13 protein-coding genes are annotated in these 17,221 nt (G+C 39.6%); 6 read left to right on the top strand and 7 right to left on the bottom strand.

Annotated elements, in window-relative coordinates:
- The first annotated feature begins 524 nt into the window (after positions 1-524).
- Genes DBR39_RS22520 through DBR39_RS22510 form a run of 3 tightly spaced genes read left to right on the top strand, consistent with a single transcriptional unit; the run spans position 525 to position 8,394 of the window.
- Positions 525-5,036: a fibronectin type III domain-containing protein gene (locus DBR39_RS22520; protein WP_124536897.1), complete on the top strand. Its 4,512-nt coding sequence runs from the start codon at positions 525-527 to the stop codon at positions 5,034-5,036.
- A 49-nt stretch (positions 5,037-5,085) separates the two neighbouring features.
- Positions 5,086-7,908, top strand: coding sequence for a T9SS type B sorting domain-containing protein (locus tag DBR39_RS22515; RefSeq protein WP_124536895.1), 2,823 nt, complete (start codon positions 5,086-5,088; stop codon positions 7,906-7,908).
- Positions 7,909-7,956: 48 nt separating this feature from the next.
- Positions 7,957-8,394, top strand: a complete 438-nt coding sequence (locus DBR39_RS22510) for a hypothetical protein (RefSeq protein ID WP_124536893.1) — start codon at positions 7,957-7,959, stop codon at positions 8,392-8,394.
- Between the two features lie 196 nt (positions 8,395-8,590).
- Here the strand turns inward: DBR39_RS22510 and DBR39_RS22505 are convergent, their stop codons facing one another.
- The 6 genes from DBR39_RS22505 to DBR39_RS22480 form a co-directional block, all read right to left on the bottom strand.
- A complete protein-coding gene (locus DBR39_RS22505; RefSeq protein WP_124536891.1) occupies positions 8,591-9,130 on the bottom strand; it encodes a carboxymuconolactone decarboxylase family protein in 540 nt (179 codons plus the stop codon).
- Positions 9,131-9,348: 218 nt separating this feature from the next.
- Positions 9,349-9,762 (bottom strand): hypothetical protein, encoded by a 414-nt coding sequence (locus tag DBR39_RS22500; protein WP_228447901.1) that lies wholly within the window; start codon positions 9,760-9,762, stop codon positions 9,349-9,351.
- A gap of 18 nt (positions 9,763-9,780) precedes the next feature.
- Positions 9,781-10,533 carry an SDR family oxidoreductase gene (locus DBR39_RS22495; protein WP_124536889.1) on the bottom strand — a complete coding sequence of 251 codons (753 nt, stop codon included), beginning with the start codon at positions 10,531-10,533 and terminating at the stop codon, positions 9,781-9,783.
- 43 nt (positions 10,534-10,576) lie between these two features.
- Positions 10,577-11,062 carry a DUF1097 domain-containing protein gene (locus DBR39_RS22490; protein ID WP_124536887.1) on the bottom strand — a complete coding sequence of 162 codons (486 nt, stop codon included), beginning with the start codon at positions 11,060-11,062 and terminating at the stop codon, positions 10,577-10,579.
- A 22-nt stretch (positions 11,063-11,084) separates the two neighbouring features.
- Positions 11,085-11,825 carry an SDR family oxidoreductase gene (locus DBR39_RS22485; RefSeq protein WP_124536885.1) on the bottom strand — a complete coding sequence of 247 codons (741 nt, stop codon included), beginning with the start codon at positions 11,823-11,825 and terminating at the stop codon, positions 11,085-11,087.
- A 96-nt stretch (positions 11,826-11,921) separates the two neighbouring features.
- Positions 11,922-12,854 (bottom strand): helix-turn-helix domain-containing protein, encoded by a 933-nt coding sequence (locus tag DBR39_RS22480; protein WP_124536883.1) that lies wholly within the window; start codon positions 12,852-12,854, stop codon positions 11,922-11,924.
- 374 nt (positions 12,855-13,228) lie between these two features.
- On the opposite strand from DBR39_RS22480, the gene DBR39_RS22475 reads away from it, so the two are divergent.
- Both DBR39_RS22475 and DBR39_RS22470 read left to right on the top strand, forming a co-directional pair.
- Complete coding sequence (locus DBR39_RS22475; protein ID WP_124536881.1) at positions 13,229-13,816, top strand: TetR/AcrR family transcriptional regulator; 588 nt, start codon at positions 13,229-13,231, stop codon at positions 13,814-13,816.
- A gap of 96 nt (positions 13,817-13,912) precedes the next feature.
- Complete coding sequence (locus DBR39_RS22470) at positions 13,913-14,719, top strand: SDR family NAD(P)-dependent oxidoreductase (RefSeq protein ID WP_124536879.1); 807 nt, start codon at positions 13,913-13,915, stop codon at positions 14,717-14,719.
- An 82-nt stretch (positions 14,720-14,801) separates the two neighbouring features.
- Here the strand turns inward: DBR39_RS22470 and DBR39_RS22465 are convergent, their stop codons facing one another.
- On the bottom strand, positions 14,802-15,659 hold the full coding sequence (locus tag DBR39_RS22465; RefSeq protein WP_124536877.1) for a DUF4240 domain-containing protein: 858 nt from the start codon (positions 15,657-15,659) through the stop codon (positions 14,802-14,804).
- A gap of 257 nt (positions 15,660-15,916) precedes the next feature.
- On the opposite strand from DBR39_RS22465, the gene DBR39_RS22460 reads away from it, so the two are divergent.
- A complete protein-coding gene (locus DBR39_RS22460) occupies positions 15,917-17,215 on the top strand; it encodes an epoxide hydrolase family protein (RefSeq protein WP_124536875.1) in 1,299 nt (432 codons plus the stop codon).
- The last annotated feature ends 6 nt before the right edge of the window (positions 17,216-17,221 follow it).

The raw sequence follows: 17,221 nt of genomic DNA, 5'->3' as shown, positions 1-17,221 counted from the left end.
TATTCTTAGAATAAAACTCAGCTATTCTCCTTCCTAAAAGCATTTCTGCGAGGTTGACTTTAACTTAATTCATCACCTTTTGATTTAAAACTATACGAAAGTATAGTATTATTAAATTTTTATTAAATTATTTTTACCCAAATCATAATAGCAAAAATTAATCTAAAAAATCTATACCTAATGAAAGAAACCTAAAGAGCAAAAAGCTATCCGCAACTTAAAAGCAGTAACGTGAATGATTTTTATCTAAAAAACATCAAAATGTCACCAACCTGCAGGTAAATCTATTACCAATCACCTACCCCCTACTACTTCTAGTATTGTCGCTGTTTATTCATTCATCAATCTTTATTAAGATGTGATGGAAATACAGTGATACAGTTTAACAGCTTATCGACTCTGTGATTTAAAACAGAACAATCTCTCTATGGATTTCCAAAAAATCTATAGAAAAACTCTGCATATCTTCTAAAAGAGACTAGAAGCTAATTGAAGAATAGATTCTAACTAAAAAATGAAACTACATGAGAAAAATTTTACCCATTATCTTATTTTTATTGATTTTTACATCACATGCCCCCGGGCAGACCTGCGCGCCTGTTCCGGCTCCTTTTTTACAGTCATTCAGTACCGGTGCACTTCCTCTATGCTGGACCAGCCAGAACCCCACCTCAACGTCTACGAATGCTAACGTCAAGTGGAAATTCACAGGATCAGCCGGGTACGGAGCTACCGGAAACGGTGGAAAACCTGCCGGAACTTTTGCATGGGTTGATGCCTCTACGCCTTACACCGGCGAACACACTGTGGAACTGATAAGTCCGCAGATCAATTTGGCAGGATTATCGAATCCTTATATCAAATTTGAGTGGTTTAAAGATCATTTGACCGCACTTAACGGCACTGTACCTTCAGCCGATCACAATCAACTAAAACTTGCCGTAAATAATGGTTCCGGATGGGTAGAGATCTGGTCCAATGATACTAATTCTCCTGAATGGAGAACTGCCGGTATAGCTCTGGCAGCAAGCTATGTGGGAGCTACCATCCAATTAAGATTTACCGTAGATAAAGATGTGGCAGGAAATGGAAATTTTTATGATGACGTGTTATTGGATGAAGTTCAGGTCATTCAGGCTCCTACGTGTTTTGAGCCTGCTACTTTACCTGCAACCAATATTGCACCTACTTCAGCTACACTTAACTGGACTGTTCCACTTGCTCCGGCACCGGCACCAGCCAATGGATATGAATATTATTACAGTACCAGCAGCACACCGCCCACCGCAGCAACAGCAGGGACTGCAAATCCGGGAACAAGCGCCAACATCAGTTCACTTACTTCCGGAGCGACATATTACTGGTGGGTAAGGTCTGTGTGTTCAGCGGCAGACAAATCACCGTGGGTGGGAGGTAATGCTTTTACGCCGGGACAGATTGGAGGCGGTACCGCTACGCATGCTTTTTTACCCGTTTATTCCTGCTCAGCCTTTAATTATTCTCAGCAGATTTATTTAGCTTCAGAAATCGGAGCTGCAGTCGGAACGAATAATTATATAACAGCAATACGATTTTTTGTTTCCACCACTGCAGTGGCCCAGGCCAATTATAATCAGTGGGTGATCTATATGGGAAATACTGTACAAACAGATTTTGCAACCACTACAAGCTGGATCCCTTCTTCTTCTTTAACACAAGTGTATTCCGGTACTTTACCAACAATGACAGCCGGTACATGGGTTGAAATTCCTTTAAATACCCCTTTTTTATGGGATGGTGTGAGCAACGTAGTGATCGGTGTCGATGAAAATTCTACAGGGACTTCATGTACAGCCAACTGGGGCAGCTATTCTGCAGGGAATAACCGTGGTATGATTTATTATAATGCAACAACAAATCCGGACCCGGCGAATCCTCCTGCTGCCATAAGCCGGTATGCCGTCCTTCCAAGAGTACAGCTAACAGGTACAGTATTGCCAAGCTGCACCAATACACCCCCTGCCAATATTGCCGTGAATAACGTTACTGCAACCTCAGCAAATATTACATGGACTGCAACAGCCAACGCCACTTATGTGGTAAGATATAGGATACCTCCTTCTCTTACGTGGCAAACCATCAATGTAACAACTCCTTTTACCAATAGTGTAACGCTTACCTCCTTAACTGAGCAGACTCAGTATGAAGTAGAGATTGCAACCATCTGCGGAATACAAGGTACATTTTCTCCCCCTATTGGTTTCACAACCCCTGCATTAACGTATTGTAATTCGGTGACAGCAACGGTTACGAATGGTTATATCAACAATGTGACTATGATTGGATCCAATGTTCCTTTGACGAACAACAACTCTGGACCAACAACTTATACGGATTATTCTTTAGATCCTACAAAAACAATTACGCTCCTGAGAAATTCAACGAATAATACATTATCTGTTGGAAGATCTATTATATCAGGAACTTATTCTACCAATGCGTGGATAGATTTTAACGGAGATGGTATTTTTGACAATAATCCATCCACGACTCCTGGTGGTGAAAGGATTATGAATCTTGGTTATACCAGCACCACTCCTGTTACGGCGGCTTTTGCAGTTCCAGCTAATGCTTACTTAGGAACAAGTAAGGTAAAGATGCGCGTTATTGTGTATTCTTCAACACCGGCTAATGCCTGTGGACCTTTACCCGGAAACGGGGAAGTTGAGGATTATTATGTGAAATTTATTGATCTTCAACCTTGTACTACTGCTTCACCGACCAATATCGCTGTTAATAACCTTACCCACAACTCTGCTTATGTGTCATGGCTGCCTACTGCTAATGCCACTTATATTATCAGATGGAGACAGGGAACTACAGGAGCGTGGCTTCCAAATGCTGCAGGTCTTACACTCCCTGCAGGGCAAAGCTTTCATACGATTACAGGTCTTGCTGAACAAACAGTGTATCAGGTACAGATCGCAACAATCTGTGGCGGGAACCAGGGTGCATTCTCACCAAGTATAAGCTTTACAACCCCGCCGTTAACCTACTGCAGCATGACCGGAACAGGTACGAACGATTATATTTCTAATGTGAAAGTTACGCCTGTTAATTTCCCGGTAATGGATAATACTTCTGTTCAAACAAACTACATTAGCTATACAGCACCAGCCACTCTTATTAACCTGGAAATAGGTTCTCAGGGAAATCAGCTATCGGTTTCTAAAGCCTGGGCAGGAACTCAATATGCGGATGCTGTGAATGCATGGATTGACTGGGACAGGGACGGAATTTTTACTGATTCTGAAAAAATAATGTCTTCTGCTGCAAGCACAACAACTCCTGTAACAATAAATTTTGATGTTCCTTCAACAGGAATTTATACAGGTCCATTAACAACGACCATGAGAGTTGTCCTGAAACGAACCAGTGCTCCAGTCATGTGTGCTGATGCAGCAAATGGTGAAGTAGAAGATTATGCCATACAATTAAGACCCTGCAGTAATGCTACACCAGGAAATCCGGTATTCACCAATATCACACACAATTCTGTCAATATCAACTGGACTTCCGCAGCCAGCACTAATGCTTTTATCTTAGAATACAAACCTGTTACAACCCCTGCTTCTGCATGGACAACTTTAAACCTGTCTCTTTTAGGAGGAAATCCACCAGTAACAATCAGTACTTTAACTCCTGCTACGACTTATGAAGTAAGACTTGCAGCAGTGTGTGGAGGAACAGGAATTGGAGTGTATACCCCTGTTACAGTGTTTACAACGAGATGCGATCCTACTCCACCTTTTGTGACCATAAGCAATGTAACATCTAATTCAGCGGTTATCACCTGGAACCCGATTGTTCCAAGTGCTTCCTATATTTTAAGATGGAGAGAAGTAGGCAGTATTCCGTGGAATGTTCCAACGGTTCCTCAGCCACCGGCAAATTCATATATGATTCAAAATCTTGATTCATTTAAAACTTATGAAGTACAGGTCGCGAATATCTGTAACGGAGAAACAGCTGCCAATCCTTGGTCTAATCCAAAAATATTTACAACGGAAAGGGTTTGTGAAATACCTCCGCCAGGACTAACTATTAGCCAAATTACACCAACAACCGCAGAGGTTACATGGGATCCGTTTCCGGGAGCAACGTATCTATTAAAATACAGGAAAGTAGGTATTCCGAGCTGGACAGATGTTACGGCTACAACGAATACTTATACCATCACCGGTCTACTGGAGCTTACCAAATATGAAATGCAGATTGCCAATATCTGTAACGGAGTACCTGGAAATTTCACCAAACTGTATTATTTCACCACTCCTACAGTAATCTACTGTCCGATGTCAGCGGCTAATTCTACCACAGAATTTATTTCAAAAGTCACTGTAAAACCTAATGGCAATAAAGAAATGATCAATGAATCTCTTGCGTCTACCTATTCAGATTTTACAGGAAATCCTTTAAAGTTTATAGAATTGATTCAGGGATCAAAGGGTAACCAAATTACCATTGATAAGACTTTAAGCTCAGGGACCAATGTGGGAATTGCAGTCTGGATTGACTTCAACAGAAACGGAGAGTTTGATATTAATGAAAGAATTCTGGCAGATGGACCTAATGGAAATACAACTGTAAGTTCTACATTCTCTGTTCCAGACAACGCCTTTATCAGCTTAACAGATTACAAGTATGTAGTCATGAGAGTTGCTTTACAGAAAGATGGTATTCCTGTGAACTGTACCCACTTCAAAAATGGTGAGGTGGAAGATTATACAGTCAGAATCTCTAAAAAAGCAGTTCCTAATTCTCTTAACCAAGCGGATATTCATATTTACCCTAATCCGGTAAGCTCTGTGTTGTATGTGAAAAATATTAGCTTAAAAGCGCAGTATAAAATTTACAGTGCCATTGGAAGACTCATATCAACCGGGGTAATCCTGAACAATGCCATCGATGTAAGCAATCTAATCAGCGGAATGTACATGATAGAGATAGAAGATGGAAGTATAACCGTTCAGAAGAAATTGATAAAAGAACCATAGTCTCTTTTATCAATAAAAATCAATTTTTAGAATCAAAATTCTGTAATTCATGAAAAATATTATATTCAGTTTATTATTCATCATATTAAGCATTCCTATTTCTGCCCAGCGGGACACGGACCATTGGTTTGCCCCCTATTATGCCTCAACAAGTTATACGCAGGCGTTATATCTTTCTACCGATTCAACAACGCCTTTTGTTGTTACTGTTAACAGTAATAACACTCCGATTGGTAACGTAACCATCAGTAAAGGAGCGCCTCAGATTTTTGTTGTTCCTATCGCTAATATAGCAGCTAATGTTACATCAGATGCTTACAGTGTTATCAATAAAGGGCTGCACGTGCAGGGGACAAAGCCATTCTACTGTTCATTAAGAATCGTAAGCGGTACTACGCATGCTGAAATTATAACAAGCAAAGGAAAAGCAGGAATTGGTAAAGAATTTTATGTAGCCGGAACGCCTACAACCTCATCGCTTACCGGCTATAACTTTACGGCAGGAATATTGGCAACAGAAAATAATACAGTTGTAACCACTACATGGAGTGGAAATATAACTTTCTTTGGAGCAGCACCAGCCACCAACACGCAAACTGTTACTCTGAATAAAGGACAGTCTTTTATTTTTGCAGGAGGTCCGGGAACAGGCGGTCAGAATCAATCGGCTTTTATCGGGGCCAAAATTGTTTCTGATAAACCGATTACCCTTACCAACGGAAATGTCAACGGAAATTTTGGAAATATTACCAGTTCAGGATCTGATGCTATTCTTGATCAATCTGTACCTACCGAAAGGCTTGGAAGTACTTTCGCCATGGTAAGAACCAGATCTACTGATGCTGATCTGGAAGGCGGCATCGTCGTTGCAACGGAAGACCATACCCAAATATTCATCAACGGTTCGAACACTCCTATTGCGACTATCAACAGTGGTGATTTTTACAGGATCTCCGGGAGCAATTATGTTCAGCAGGGAACTTCCGGGCATTTTAATATGTTTATTACGACTTCAAAAAATATTTATTTATATCAATTGGTTTCAGTGAATAACAGCAGTGCAACGTGTGGTTTCAACTATATTCCGCCATTAAACTGTTTTTTACCCCGAAAGATTGACGAAATCGGGAAAATCAATGAAATGCCAACGGGAGTGGGAACAACAAGTACTGTCCCAAGCGGAACTATCGTAAAATTGAATATTTTAACGGAAGCTGGAGCTAACGTAACCGTAAATGGTTTCCCTCCCGCTCCAGCGGAAGGTCCTTTTGCATTAACAGGAAATTCCAACTGGGTAACTTATGCCATCCCATCTATTACCGGAAATGTAACGGTTATCTCTGATAAAGCTGTAACTGCAGGTATTAACGGAGGATACAGTACATCCGGATATGGAGGATATTTTGCGGGGTTTTCTTCTATTCCGCTGATCGCCAAACAGACCGGAGAATGTATTCCCGGTATTGTACTGGAAGTGGATGACAGCTATGATACCTATCAATGGTACCTGAACGGAAACCCTATTACAGGAGCCAATGGCAATTCTTATACTCCATTGGTTTCTGGGAATTATACGGTGAAAATTGCAGTAGGCACATGTACTCCGGCCGTCACCCCTGTTTATAAGGTGTATACGTGTCTTGAGGAGTCTACCAAAACAATGACCGTTTGCGAAGGATATCAGTCGATAGTTCCTCAGTTTACCAATTCTACTCAAAGCTATGTTCCGAGTACGGTAACAATTCTAACCCCTCCGGCAAATGGTACAGCAACCATTGATCCAGCGGGAGTGATTACTTATGTCCCAAATTTCGGGTATATGGGAACAGATACTATTGTTTATAAGTTTTGTGGAAACAATCCGGACTTTACAGATTGTGAGCAGGTATCATTAACTTTAACGGTTTCTGAAAGCCCAATCGTCAAAGACGCTGCCTTAAGATCATGCTTTGATCCTTCTAATCCGGTGCTTGGGTTATTTAATTTAACAAATGCAGGAGTCAGTATACAACCAGGAATTATTAAACAATATTATCCTTCTCCTACTGATGCCGAGAACGGAACAAACGAAATTCTGACACCAGCCAATTATATTGCTCCTGACGGAGTGGTCTACGTTAAGGTAAGCAACGCCAACGGATGTTACAGAATTGCAGAAGTGACGCTCACTGTGATCCCTCCTACTTACTCAGATGTATTAAAGGATAAAATTATCTGTATGGAAAACACCACCACTTTAGATGCAGGGCCCGGGTTTACCTCTTATCAATGGAGTACCGGAGCTACAACACAGTCTATCAGCAATGTGGGAGTGGGAACTTATTGGGTAGATCTCAAAACAAGAGAATGTACGACCAGACAGACTGTAAAGGTGTATCCTTCCGAGCATCCTGTCATTTCGGATATTAATATCAGTAATAATACGGTTACCTTAACCGTCATTGCAGGAACCGCACCTTATCAATATTCGATGGATAACATCAACTGGCAGAATGAAAATGTATTTACCAATGTACCCCGCGGAACTACTGCTTTCTATGTAAAAGATGCTTACAATTGTACCCCTCTGGAAGTAGAAATTACAGTTCCCAATCTGATCAACATTATCACTCCTAATGGTGACGGAATCAATGATGTCCTGGATTATTCTGCTTTATCCGGGAAACCCAATTTCACATTCAGCATCTATGACAGGTATGGAAGTAAAATCCACGAGGGAAGTAAATTAAACGGATACAAATGGGATGGTACCATTGGCGGCAAAAAAGTATCTACAGGAAACTACTGGTTTGATATGGGCTGGAATGAAACCAACAAAAAACAGACTCCTATACAATATACAGGCTGGATTATGGTAAAAAACAGGAATTAACCTGCTGCCATTAATCTTTTATTTAACATTTAACGATCTATGTTTACTATGAAAAAGCTATTATATATATTCCTTATTTTATCTTCAGCAATGCTGTCAGCACAAAAAAGCACCTCTGTAAAATTTGCCGTTTATAATGACGCGATTGGAACTGCCAGCATGTTTAACCTTTACAAAAGCAGTATTGAAAAGGTAAATGTTTTTAAACCTAAAGCCCATCTCCCTTCCAACTTAAAGAAGTTTGATTATCTGGCTGACAACGGTTTGATAGAAATCAAGTTTAAAAAGAATGCAGGTTATCCTGATAGTCTATCGCTTGAAATGCTCAATGAACAGAACAATCTTCCCAAAGACAGACCTGTTTTCATTGAAGGGTATCAGTGTAATGATACAGCTACCCGAATTTATAATGAAATGATTGGCAACATTGAAATTATAGATCTTAATGGTCAAAAATCCATCCATATTTCTACCATAAGCAATTAATGATCGGTTTTCACTGGTAATTAATTTAAAAGCAGAGCCTATTTCAAATTGAAATAGGCTCTTTTGTTTTTGATGAATATCCTTAGTCTTTACATTGATTTTTTGAGGTGGATATTTTGATTCTCTTAAATAAAAAAGCCTCTGTATCAGAGGCTTTAAACACTTATTAATATATTATTTATCAATATTTTAATAATTAATCAAGTTTGTCTGCTAAAGGAAAATCAACAGGTATTTTTGTGACGGCAAATACATAATTTGTGAATGTTCTTAGAATCACTAGCCCAATCAGTTCCATCACCGCTGAATTGTCAAATCCTACGGCTAAGAAATTCTCCAGTTTGGCAGGATCTACATCTCCTTTTTGTTCCGAAATTGATTTTGCCAGTTCAAGAATTGCATTTAATCTCGGATCATCTATTGACCCTTTTCTGAAACTCAGGATATCTTCTTTTGAAATCCCTTTCATTCCGGCCATCATGGTATGGGCAGCCAGACAATAGTCACAATGATTGACTTCAGATACCACCAGATTGACAGCCTCTTTCTCTTTTGCTGTAAATACTCCTTTGTTCAGTTCTTCTTCCAATCCCAACAATCCTTTTAATGCATGTGATGAATAGCCGATGGCTGCATAAAGATTAGGAACTTTACCTATTGCTTTTTTTATCTGATCAAAAATTGCCTGTGAATCCTGACCTACTTCTTCTCTCGATGGAACGTTAATAATGTTCATAGTATGATGATTTAATGGTGATGGGTGGTATATGATAAACCTCCTTTTAATTATTTTACTACTGCAAAGTTATCGCGTGAGAGACCGCCAAAACATGCACAGAAAGGGATATTACATGGACAAATTGATCATCGTGTACTCTTGGACTGTACAATCTGGAACCCGTAAAAACAACAGAAACTCCCAACCATTGAGAGTTTCTGCTTATCATTAAGCTTTTAATACTCTGTCTGTCCAATTTCAAGCTTGCTTATTTTTCCTTCTTTATTAAAATGAAATTTAAAATATGCTTTAAAATCTCCATATTCATCACTGTGGAATGCTCCATATACAGAATTTCCATTATCCTCTACCTTATCTATGCTTACAAAGTTTTCAATAGTAATGGCATGGGTAGAAAATTCTTTCAGATTTCGTGGATTCCCATCGTCCAGTAATAGGGCATCTTTAGCAAAAAGAGAAGTCCATTTTTCTATATCACTTGCTTGAAAAGCTTCAACAGCTTCTTTTACCGTGGTATTTTTAATTTTTGAAGTGTCCATATTCTTTATTTTTCTGTGATGATGCTGGTTTTGCTGTCCGCAGGCATGCAGGCTGCAGAACATAATCAGTACCATACTGAATAGTTTCATCGTATTCATCATTATACTTTATTGATTAGCGCCTCCGTTCACCAGTAAATGCTGTCCGTTCACAAACGAAGAAAGATCACTCGCAAAAAATTCCGCAATATTGGCAACATCTTCTACTTCTGCCAGCCTGCCCATCGGACAGCTATCAATCAATGATTTTCTTAATTCGGGATAGCCTCCTTCTTCTGCAAAGATTCCTGAATGATCTACAGCGAAAGGGATAATAGTATTCACAGTTACTCCACGGTGTCCTATTTCTTTTGACAGCACATCCACCAGATATCTCGGTGTCGTTTTACTTCCGCCATATACCGCCATACCCTGAACGGGAAAAGCCGTAGTACTTGATGCCACATAGATAATACGTCCGTTATCTTCTACATTAAGAGCGGCCTGCTGCATCGTGAAATAAGCACCTTTGGTATTGATTGAAAACAACCTGTCAAACTGTTCTTCCGTGAACTCTGTTACAGGAGTTTCTACCATTTCAATACCGGCATTGGCAACGACGATGTCTATTTTCCCGAATGCTTTTCTGGCTTCATCAAAAAGATATCTTATCTCAGCTACTTTGCTTACATCTGCCTGAACCGAAATCACATTACCTCCCATCGCTTTGATGTTACTTTCCACCTCATCGGCAGAAGCTTTATCCCGTGAATAATTTAACACGATATCTGCGCCCAAAGCGGCATAACGTTCTGCAATAGCTTTTCCTAAACCTCTTCCTGAGCCTGTAATAATGGCTACTTTATTTTGTAATGAATTCATTGTTTTTGATTTTTAAATTAAATAATAATGATATAAATAGATGTTACTGAGCGGATGATTCCGATAGTTGTCTTTCATGGATCTTTTCAACGGCCTTGTTATTCAGCCAGGCAAATAAAAACCCTGAAATGATGGGGATCAATAATTTTACTATAGGGAGCGGCTCCAGTGGCGGATGAACTCCGAATAAAATAATTAACCCTAAAAACCATGCGGGTATGTTATTCAGCTTTTTAGTTTCTGCGAAGTAAGCTAATGATCCTATGTAAAAGAATACAGACACCGGAAATCCCAATGCTCCGATAAATTGTTCCAAAAATCCGGCGGTCACTTGTATCAGTACGGCCATCCCCATTCCCAGTACAATCTGTAAGAAGGCCCAAAGAGAACTTTGCCACTTTTTACCGAAAATATAGAAACTTACCCAGGCTATGAACATCACCCAGGTGGGCCACTGCTGTGAAAAAGAAACGGTGACAGCAATGGCTCCGAAAAGACCGAACGCTGCGGCAATTGGTAAAGTTTTCATAATATATACTATTAATGATGTATTACGCCATAGCACCGTTTACTCCAATAGCTTGTCCGCTGATCCATTTCGCATCATCTCCGGCAAGGAAAACTACGATTTTAGCAATATCAGCAGGCTCTCCCAAACGGTTAAACGCATTTAAGGAAGCCAGCCTGTCAATCACCTCCTGTGATTTACCGGTTGTAAAAAGTTCTGTATTGGTAGGTCCGGGAAGGATCGCATTAACGTTGATTCCTCTTCCCCCCACTTCTTTTGCAAATACGCGGGTCAATTGTTCTACAGCTGCTTTGGTTGCGACATAAGTGCCATAAGAAGGCATCATCAGTCTTGTCGTAGAAGATGAAAAATTAATGATACTTCCATTGTCGGCCAGCTTGGTAGCCGCCTCTCTTAAGGTGTTGAATGTTCCTTTTACATTAATGTCGAATTGACGTGAAAAGTCTTCATCAGTAGTATCTTTGATCAGCTTGGTAATCATAATACCGGCATTGTTTACGAGAACATCCAGTTTCCCATAATGGCTGATCGCCTGATCAAATAATTGTTGTACAGCCTCCGGATTGCTTACATCCGCCTGTAAGGCAATGGCCTCTCCTCCATTGGCTTTTATTGAAGCTACAACGTTTTCTGCAGAGTCTTTTCCGCCTGCATAGTTGACGATGATTTTTGCTCCCGCTGAAGCAAGTTGCTGTGCTATTTCAGCTCCGATTCCTCTTGACGCTCCGGTCACAAGGATCACTTTGTTGTTTAATGTGCTCATATTACTTTGTTGTATCAATGTTAATTTTGATAGGACAAAGTTGGTACATTACGCCCCCTGAGAACGTACAAGAATGATAGCAGGTGTTGCAAATATCTAAGATCGGTTGCCAAAATACTGTTTTCTGTATTCAGCTGGGCTTATTGAAGCGTGCTTTTTGAAGTAATTGCTGAAATGAGGGGTTTCGAGAAAGCCTAAACGGGCTGCAATCTCTTTGATGCTAAGCTTTTCATCCTGAAGCATTACTTTGGCTTCAGTAGTCGCTTTGCCAGCAATCCATGAACTGATTGTTTTCCCTGTTTTACTGCTGATAACACTTGACAGATAATTGACATGCAAGGTCTGCAGATCAGCATAGTCCTGAACTCTTAACTGAACATTGGTTTTTCCACTGATCAGATCTCTGAAATGTTTTTCAACATTCAGTTTGAAAGTTTTAACGATCTGTGAACTGCGATTCCCTTCATAAATAGGATCATAATCCTGGAAAAAGTATTCTTTAATCTTTAACAGCAGGGCAATCACAAGAGCTCCTATAATCTTATTTTTATATAAAGAATGTCCTTTATACTCTTTGTGTATCAATGTATATAATTCTTCAATCTGGCTGAATTGCTGCTGCGTCAAAACACGTGGAGATACAACTTCGGACAGAAGGAAAGAGAAATCCCGATAGACATCATCATGTACATATTCTTTCAAAAAACCTTCTCCAAAAGTTATAAGGCACGTATGCTCCAGTTTTTCCCATTCGAAAATCCGGTAATTTCCGGGGTTAGTAAAATATACGGTATCTGAGGTCACCTCAAACCGCTGGTCATCAATCGTATAATGTCCAAATGCGTTTTTTATAAACAAAAAGCTGAAGTAATTCGGACGGAAAGGTTCTGAACGGAAGGGTAAATCTTTAAACGTTTCTTCCAAATAATGAATGGTAAAGCCAGATTCCTTCTCCAGATAATCAATAGGAAGATCCAGCTGCTGATAGAGCTCGCGGAGTGTCCGAACATTCAGTTTATCGTTTGCCATTGCATTAATTTTAGGTAAATTTAAAAATTTAATTGAGGCCTCCTATCTTTTCGGTACCTATTGTTATCCTGTTAAAACTATTTATCGGCCTGAAGCCGAATCCGCAACTTTAAATCCTATTATATTTGCCCTTAAAGATTGGGGAATCAATCATAAAAGAAAGCTTTTTGAAGAAGGGTTTACAATAGATAGCGTAGGTGAAATTCCTAAATGTCTTCCTACGGAGTGATATTCCATTAGGTTTAATCAAATCGCTCAGACAAACTTAACTTATTGATCATGCATCATTTACAATGTTAACATTAAAAAAAGTAAAAAATATTTTGTTTTTATGACCAATCGGTCATATATTTGTACCCTAATTAAGATTCATCATGGCAAAAGGGGAAGAAACCAGACAGTTCATTATAGAACAAGCCGCTCCAATTTTTAATACAAAAGGGATTGCAGCTACTTCTATGAGTGATATTATGGAGGCAACCAAATTGTCTAAAGGCAGCATGTATGTTCATTTTGAAAATAAGGAAGTTCTTGCCTGCGCAGCCGTTGAGCATAATATGAAAATCTTAAGCGATAAACTTCAAAGGACTTTGAGCGGACATAAAACCTCCAAAGGCCAATTATTGGCTTATATCGATTTCTTCAGTGATCCCAATCATCCACCGGTTGTTGGAGGTTGTCCTTTATTAAATTTTGGAACAGAGGCTGACGATACCAATCCTATCGTTAAGGAAAAAGTGAATCGTGCCATTAAACAGGGCCAGGACCTGCTTTCCGGTATTATTGAAAAGGGAATTGCCAATAAAGAGTTCAAAGCAGACTGGAATCCGGCAGATTTTGCTACCATTCTTTTTGCGATGCTTGAAGGAGGTCATTTAATGTCCAGAGTGTCTGGCAATAATGAGCGAATGGAGGTTGTTGGCAACAGTCTAAAAAAAATGATTGAAGAAAATAGCAGGTAATTTTTTTTACCTCAAAAATGACCGATCGGTCATATAATAACAAAATTAAACTTTATAAAAAAGTATACTCATAACAATTAATAAAAAAACAAAACAATGTCAAAAACAGTTTTAATTACAGGAGCATCAAAAGGTTTTGGAAAAGCCTGGGCAGAAGCCTTTTTAGCAAAAGGATACAACGTAGCAGCAACTGCCAGAAATGTAGAAACCATTAATGATTTAAAAGATAAATATGGAGATTCTGTATTGGCTTTAACATTAGATGTAGACAAACGGGAAGAATCTTTAACTGTGGTTCAGAAAGTACTTCAGCACTTTGGCAGCATTGATATCTTAATCAACAATGCAGGATATGCATTAACGGGAGCTGTGGAGGAAACGAATGAGCAGGAAGCCAGAGCTCAGTTTGAAACCAATTTCTTTGGAACACTATGGCTTACACAGGCTGTTCTTCCTATCATGAGAGATCAGAAAAGTGGCCATATCATTCAGGTTTCTTCCATTTTAGGATTGGCAACATTACCCACTATGGGACTTTATAATGCTTCTAAGTTTGCTCTTGAAGGATTAAGTGAAACTTTAGCTACGGAAGTGAAAGAATTTGGAATTCATGTGACTTTGGTAGAACCTAACGGCTATGCCTCCAATATCTGGCATACAGGAATTAACACCCAAAGCAATCCGGCATATGACGGCGTTAAAAAAGCCTTTGCAGAATCTGAAACCTCTTTTGGAAGTGTAGATGCTACAGCACCGGCCCTTATAAAATTGGTAGAAACAGAAAATCCTCCATTGCGTTTATTGCTTGGAAAAGTAGCTCTTCCATTTGTAAAGCACAATTATGAACAGCGATTAAAACTTTGGGAAGAATGGAATGATGTATCTGTAGAAGCTCACGGATAGTCTTTCAAAGAAATACGATCATAAAATAAGCTCCGTTTTTTGTGTAAAACGGAGCTTATTTTATCTTTTTTTAAGAAGTCTTTTATTTTCTCAATTCACAGATCTCTTTTACCAATTTCGGATACATCTTCTGGAGATCAGCCCCCTCTTTTGGCTCTCTGTTCATCTGGCGGTCCATACTGTCATAATGATTATCCGGATACCGCTCATGCACCGCATCTCTTATTTCTGACTCATCATCGTTGTCATGATTTTCGGAGTAAGCTTCATCGGAGACATACAGAAGTCCTTCCCCCCAGCAATCACCGATATTAAAGCTGTATTTTCCACTTACAAATGACTGGATATCTTTTGTAATATCTTCAAAAAATTCTTTTCCTTTAAGGAGCAGCCAGCAGCGGAAATAAATAAATCCGTCATCAGAAAGGAAGCCATCAAAGACATACGTTCCGTTTTCTGACCTGAAATCCCCTTCAAGGATAAAGGAAAGCTCAGCAATTTCGGCAGTATACAGTTCGTTCAATTTTTCCTGAAGCGTCTTTTCAAAAAGAATGAGTCTTTCTTTTCCAAATTTAGCAAGATAGGCCGTTAGATTTTCCAGGTGTTCATCCAAATCATATTCACTCCAATGGGCTTTTTTATAGGTATTGGATTTTTCGATCGCTTCCCAGAAATAAATATCTGCTTTTTCATTTTCTGAAAGCTCTTTTTTCTGTGGGACTTCTTCGTTCTCCTGAATCTCGGTGTATCCTTTTTTTATCTTTTGGCTGATGAGTTTTTCAGATTCCCGAATGCATTCTTTTTCGTCGGCAAATTCCTTAACAGTTTCACGTCCTTTGGTTCCGGTTTTCCCGAATGCTATTTTTTGTGTAGTTCCTGAATATTCAATATTCCAGAATTTATCAGAAAGTTCTTCCTGATTGATAAAATTTCGTTTCATAAAGGCTTATATAATGTGATAGGCAGAACAACGAAACTACAAAAAAAATGAGAAATGAACGGCCTTCCTTAGTATTTCTTTTTCACCAGATTCATCTTTGATATCCCCTATCATTTTCCTGTTCACCATCTGGAATGTCTATTTCGATACAAAATATGACTACTTGAACAAATTACCCGTTTCCCAGGCGCTTCTCGGAGCATAATTTTGTCTCATCAAAAAAGAAAAACAAATCTAAATCTAATACAACAAAAACAATGAAAACAACAATTTCTACCATCCTGTTAGCAGCTACTTTTACTCTAAGTACTCCTGCCATTTCCAAAGCGCAAAATAATAAGGAGACTTCCTTATCATCAAAATCAGATTCCAGTATCCGGACTTTTCACATCAACATCCCGCAATCTCAGCTGGACGAACTGAAAAAACGGATCTCTGAAACCAGATTCCCGGATAAAGAAACCGTGAAAGATGCTTCCCAGGGAATTCAACTCGCACAGTTAAAAGAACTGATTACTTATTGGGGCAATGGATATGATTGGCGAAAAGTGGAAAATAAACTCAATGCTCTTCCACAATTTGTAACAAAGATTGACGGTATTGATATTCAGTTTATCCACGTGCGTTCAAAAGAATCCAACGCAATGCCTGTCATCCTTACCCATGGCTGGCCAGGTTCTCCGCTAGAGTTCATCGATGCTATCGGTCCGCTGACTGATCCCGTAAAGTATGGAGGTAAAGCAAGTGATGCGTTTGATGTCATCATACCTGCTATTCCGGGGTATGGTTTTTCAGAAATCCCTACAGAATTGGGCTGGAATCCTGATCGCGTTGCCAAAGCCTGGGATGTGCTGATGAAAAGACTTGGCTACAAAAAATACGTTTCCGAAGGTGGTGACCACGGCTCTGTAATATCTGATGCATTGGCAAAACAGGCTCCTTCAGGTCTCCTCGGCATCCATCTTACTATGCCGGCCACTATTCCCTCCGATCTGGTAAAACCTATCAATGCCGGTGATCCAGCGCCAGCCGGACTTTCTGCTTCGGAACTGCAGGCTTATAACGCAATGAGTGTTTTCTTTGGACGAAATGCAGCGTATGGAGGAATGATGGTAACACGCCCACAGACTACGGGCTATTTACTTTCTGATTCACCAGGTGCTTTAGCAGCATTTCTTTACGAAAAGATCGCCGAATGGAGTGAAAGCAACCTTCACCCTGAGAATGTAATAGGCCGTGATAAGATTCTGGATGATATTACGCTGTATTGGCTTACCAATACCGGTGCATCCTCTTCACGTTTCTATTGGGAAAATAATAAGAATAACTTCAGCTCTGAAGCACAAAAAACAAAAGATATAAAGGTTCCTGTAGCCATTTCAGTATTTCCCCATGAGATCTACCAAGCTCCGGAAAGCTGGTCAAAAAGTGCCTACCCTACATTATACTATTATCATAAGGCATCAAAAGGAGGACACTTTGCTGCATGGGAACAGCCACAGATCTTTACAGAAGAGCTTAGAGCAGCATTCAAAGATCTAAGAAAAAAGCTTTAACAGTCA

The organism is Chryseobacterium sp. KBW03 (genome assembly GCF_003852415.1).
Classification (GTDB): Bacteria; Bacteroidota; Bacteroidia; order Flavobacteriales; family Weeksellaceae; genus Chryseobacterium; species Chryseobacterium viscerum.
Note: the sequence above shows the minus strand (reverse complement) of the source record. Positions and strands in the feature narration are given on the sequence as shown.

What these genes read in the sequence shown, in the direction of transcription:
- DBR39_RS22520 (WP_124536897.1), top strand. Translation starts at nt 525, where the DNA reads ATGAGAAAAATTTTACCCATTATCTTATTTTTATTGATTTTTACATCA.
- DBR39_RS22515 (WP_124536895.1), top strand. Translation starts at nt 5,086, where the DNA reads ATGAAAAATATTATATTCAGTTTATTATTCATCATATTAAGCATTCCT.
- DBR39_RS22510 (WP_124536893.1), top strand. Translation starts at nt 7,957, where the DNA reads ATGAAAAAGCTATTATATATATTCCTTATTTTATCTTCAGCAATGCTG.
- DBR39_RS22505 (WP_124536891.1), bottom strand. Translation starts at nt 9,130, where the DNA reads ATGAACATTATTAACGTTCCATCGAGAGAAGAAGTAGGTCAGGATTCA.
- DBR39_RS22500 (WP_228447901.1), bottom strand. Translation starts at nt 9,762, where the DNA reads ATGAAACTATTCAGTATGGTACTGATTATGTTCTGCAGCCTGCATGCC.
- DBR39_RS22495 (WP_124536889.1), bottom strand. Translation starts at nt 10,533, where the DNA reads ATGAATTCATTACAAAATAAAGTAGCCATTATTACAGGCTCAGGAAGA.
- DBR39_RS22490 (WP_124536887.1), bottom strand. Translation starts at nt 11,062, where the DNA reads ATGAAAACTTTACCAATTGCCGCAGCGTTCGGTCTTTTCGGAGCCATT.
- DBR39_RS22485 (WP_124536885.1), bottom strand. Translation starts at nt 11,825, where the DNA reads ATGAGCACATTAAACAACAAAGTGATCCTTGTGACCGGAGCGTCAAGA.
- DBR39_RS22480 (WP_124536883.1), bottom strand. Translation starts at nt 12,854, where the DNA reads ATGGCAAACGATAAACTGAATGTTCGGACACTCCGCGAGCTCTATCAG.
- DBR39_RS22475 (WP_124536881.1), top strand. Translation starts at nt 13,229, where the DNA reads ATGGCAAAAGGGGAAGAAACCAGACAGTTCATTATAGAACAAGCCGCT.
- DBR39_RS22470 (WP_124536879.1), top strand. Translation starts at nt 13,913, where the DNA reads ATGTCAAAAACAGTTTTAATTACAGGAGCATCAAAAGGTTTTGGAAAA.
- DBR39_RS22465 (WP_124536877.1), bottom strand. Translation starts at nt 15,659, where the DNA reads ATGAAACGAAATTTTATCAATCAGGAAGAACTTTCTGATAAATTCTGG.
- DBR39_RS22460 (WP_124536875.1), top strand. Translation starts at nt 15,917, where the DNA reads ATGAAAACAACAATTTCTACCATCCTGTTAGCAGCTACTTTTACTCTA.